This window comes from Terriglobus sp. YAF25 (assembly GCF_052113305.1).
GTDB lineage: Bacteria > Acidobacteriota > Terriglobia > Terriglobales > Acidobacteriaceae > Terriglobus.
The window spans coordinates 1-3,581 of record NZ_JBFRCY010000489.1; the positions used below are offsets into that span (position 1 = coordinate 1).

3 protein-coding genes and 1 pseudogene are annotated in these 3,581 nt (G+C 62.3%); all 4 read right to left on the reverse strand.

Features of this window, described 5'->3' with window-relative positions; translation table 11 throughout:
- Positions 1-681, reverse strand: a pseudogene (locus tag AB4043_RS18590) (fucose isomerase); the annotation flags it as partial.
- Positions 682-703: 22 nt separating this feature from the next.
- Positions 704-1,633, reverse strand: coding sequence for a D-ribose ABC transporter substrate-binding protein (locus AB4043_RS18595; RefSeq protein ID WP_442307747.1), 930 nt, complete (start codon positions 1,631-1,633; stop codon positions 704-706).
- Complete coding sequence (locus AB4043_RS18600) at positions 1,630-2,700, reverse strand: ABC transporter permease (RefSeq protein ID WP_442302400.1); 1,071 nt, start codon at positions 2,698-2,700, stop codon at positions 1,630-1,632. Before AB4043_RS18600 ends, AB4043_RS18595 begins: the two co-directional genes overlap by 4 nt.
- Positions 2,697-3,581 (reverse strand): ATP-binding cassette domain-containing protein (locus AB4043_RS18605; RefSeq protein WP_442307748.1); only part of this gene is annotated, 885 nt, incomplete at its 5' end. The genes AB4043_RS18600 and AB4043_RS18605, both read right to left, overlap by 4 nt.

Sequence of the window (3,581 nt, forward strand, 5' to 3'; positions counted from 1 at the left end):
GCGCTGCTTCACGCGAGTGTCGGCATCGGCAATGCGCTGTGTGGAGCCGAAGACCTCTGAGAGGTCAATGGTATTGACGGAGATGCCGGCAGCCTCAAAGAGCTTCTCGCTGAAGCGGGTGGTATTGAAGGCGTTGGGGCGAGCTCCGACGGCTCCCAGGCGGACGCGGCGGAGACCGCGCACGACGCGGCAGGTTGCGAGGAAGTGGGTGAGGTCTTCGCGGAACCGGTCGCTGTTGATGGCGACGGTGTGATCGCGAGTAAGGGTGTACTTGTAACCGTACTGACGCAGGTTGTTACAGGCGGAGATCTTACCGCAGAAGGCGTCGCGGCGGCGCTCCAGGCCGAAGGCGTCCAGATCGTCAGGGCAGGCCTGCACCAGGATGGGGACATTGAGCTCAGAGAGGCGGATAGCGTCGGAGAGCGCCTTCTCGTCACCGAAGTTCGGCAGGCAGACGAGGATGCCTTCGATCTCAGAGTGGTGTGCGCGGAAGAGCTCGCCGCACTTCACTGCATCGGGCCATCCCTGGACGTCGCCCAGCTTGGTCTGGCCCTGGGTAAGCCAGATGGGCGTGACATCGAGCTGTGAGAAGAGCGTAGTGAGCTGCTGCCGTGCCTCGGCGATGAGAGCGTCGGGAAAGAAGTCGCGGTTACCGAGGATGACGCCTAAGGTGCTGGGCATGAGAGGTGATTCCTTTCCGTTATTACCTGATCTTTTCGAAGTCGCGATAGTCGTCCACGTTGGTGCGGGTGACGAGGTCGCAGGGGATGATCTGTTTTTCCGGCTTGCCGGTCGAGCCTGTCTTGAGGAAGCGATCGGCTTCATCGACTGCAAGCCGGGAGATGACGACGGCGGGCTGCAGAGAAGTGGCCTGCAGTTCGCCGGAACGAATGGCCGTAGCCGCATCCGGTGAGCCGTCGAAGCCGGTGACGATGATTCCCTTGCGCCCGGAGGACTTGATGGCCGCCGCAGCGCCGAGCGCCATGGTGTCGTTGCCGGCGATGATGCCTGCGAGCTTCGCATGTGCCTGCAGGATGGTCTCGGTCTTCTGGAAGGCTTCAGCCTGCGACCAGTTGGCCGATTGGGCAGCGACACGCTTCAGTTGCGGTGCAGTGTCGAGGATCTCGTGAAAGCCTTTAGTGCGGATCTGCGCGTTAGTGTCGGATTCGCGTCCGAGTAGCTCGGCGTATTCCCCTTCTTTGGTGGCGCGGGCAAACTCTTCGGCAACGATGCGGGAGCCCTGGTGGTTGTCGGCGATGATCTGCGCTTGGGCTACTCCGGTGACCTGGATCTCACGGTCGATGAGGAAGACGGCGATGCCTTCCGATTTCGCGCGGCGTACGGCGGAGATGGAGGACTCCGATCCAGCGTTATCGAGGATAAGGGCTTTGGCTCCGCTAGCAATAGCGGCATCGATCAGGTTGTCCTGACGGTAGGCATCATCGTTGTGTGCATCGATACGTGTTCGGTAGCCAAGCTGCTGCGCGCGGRCCGCGGCTGCATCGCCCTCGGCCTTGAAGTAGGGGTTGTCCTGCGAGGGAACGATGATGGCGATCAGCGGCTTCGACAGCTCTTCACGGTGACAGCCGGTAAGAGCGATGGCGCCAACCACGAACAGTGTCGCGAGCTTCATGCTCCGGCTCCTGGGTTGGAGCGCAGCAACAGCGGCAGGAACTTTGCCTGCAACCGCGACTGCAGCTGATCGATGGCGACCGCCAGAACGATGACGACGCCTTTGATGACGATCTGCCAGAACTCGGAGACGCCGAGCATCACCAGGCCGTCGGCCAGTACGCCGATGACAAAGGCGCCGATCAGCGAGCCGGTGACGGAGCCGCGTCCACCCATGAGTGACGTGCCGCCCAGAACAACGGCGGCGATGGCATTCAGCTCGAAGCTCTCTCCTGTAGCCGGGTGAGCGGCCTCGAGCTGCGAGGCGATGATGAGCCCAACCAGCCCAGCGCAGAGCGCAGAGAAGAGAAAGGTATACATCTTCACACGCGGCACAACAATGCCGGCCAGGCGGGCGGCGCGTTCGTTGCCGCCGATGGCATAGACATGACGTCCAAATGGTGTCTTGGCCGCGATGAATGCCGCGACAGCGAACAACAAGAACATGAGCCAGACCGGGATGGGAATGTGCAACAGGAAGCCCTGGCCGATGAAGGCGAAGGAAGGCGCGTGGGCCGCGAGGTTCGGAAAGGTCTTGCCGTTCGACATCAACAGCGCAGACCCTCGGGCGATATAGAGCGTGCCGAGGGTGGCGATGAAGGGAGCGACGCCGGCGCGTGAGACCAACCAGCCATTCAACGTTCCTACCAGCAGGCAGAGAGCAATGGTTGCCAGAATGGCGACGAAGACGCCGGGATGATAGGTAGTGCTGCCGACGGCGATGCCCTGGGTGAGAATGTAGCCTGCAACCATGCCGCCCAGACCGGCAACAGAGCCGACGGAGAGATCGATGCCTCCGGAGAGGATGACGAAGGTCATGCCGATGGCGAGGATTGCGGAGATGGCGACGTGCTTCGTCAGGATGGACAGGTTGGCGCCCGTAAGAAAGCTTGGCGCCAGGGCAGAGAAGAGGATGAGCAGAAGCACCAGCACGAGGACAGCACGGGCACGCAGCAGGATGAGTGCGATGCGGGCTCCACTGCTGGCCAGACGATCGGACGATGAGAGCGTGGCGGAGATAGAGGTCATGCGATGCTTCCTGTGGTCACGTTCGGGCTGGCTGCGGCGAAGAGGGCTTCGTCGGTCAACTGGTGATGCTGAAACTCGGCTGCAATGCGTCCCTGGCAGAGGACGAGGGCGCGGTCGGCGAGCGTTCGCGTCTCTTCAATCTCGGACGAGGTGAACAGAATGCTCAGGCCGTTCGCGGCCAGCTTGCGAAGGATGCGATAGATCTCTGCCTTGGCTCCGGCATCGACCCCGCGTGTCGGCTCATCGAGCAGAAGGACCCGCGGGTTACGCATAAGGCAGCGGGCGATGAGGACCTTCTGCTGATTGCCGCCGGAGAGCGAGGTGACCGGCAGTTCGAGGTCGTTGGCTGCGATGTTCAGGTCCTTCGCCAGCTTTCGGACCAGCTCAGTCTCGTGCGCGCGTGAGAGCAAAGGACCGTGCGAGGCGGCGAGGGCCACATTTTCGCGGATCGACAGCTCGGGGATCAGACCGTCGCGCTGGCGATCTTCCGGGACAAGCACAATGCCTGCCTTGACCGCACTGCCAACGGAGTTCAGTGCGAGCGTGCGGCCTTCGATCTGGACGGAACCCTCGAGCGGTGTGCGGTTTCCCGCGAGTGTCTCCAGAAGTTCGGTTCTGCCCGCTCCGAGAAGACCATAGATGCCCAAGACTTCGCCCTTGTGAAGGGTGAATGAGATCTCATGCAGAGCTGCCTGCGATTCTTCACCCGCGGAGGAGGAACCGAGCTCTAAGTGGTGGACTGATAGCACGGCCTGGGTGGAGGCAGCGGGACGGACCTGCAGGTCCGTGGTGTCGGCGCGGCCAGACATGCGTTCCACGATCCATTGCCGTGTGACCTCGGATCGCGGAGCTTCGCCAACGACACGGCCGGAGCGCAGGAC

Coding starts and splice junctions, on each gene's coding strand:
- AB4043_RS18600 (WP_442302400.1), bottom strand. CDS start 2,700: ATGACCTCTATCTCCGCCACGCTCTCATCGTCCGATCGTCTGGCCAGC.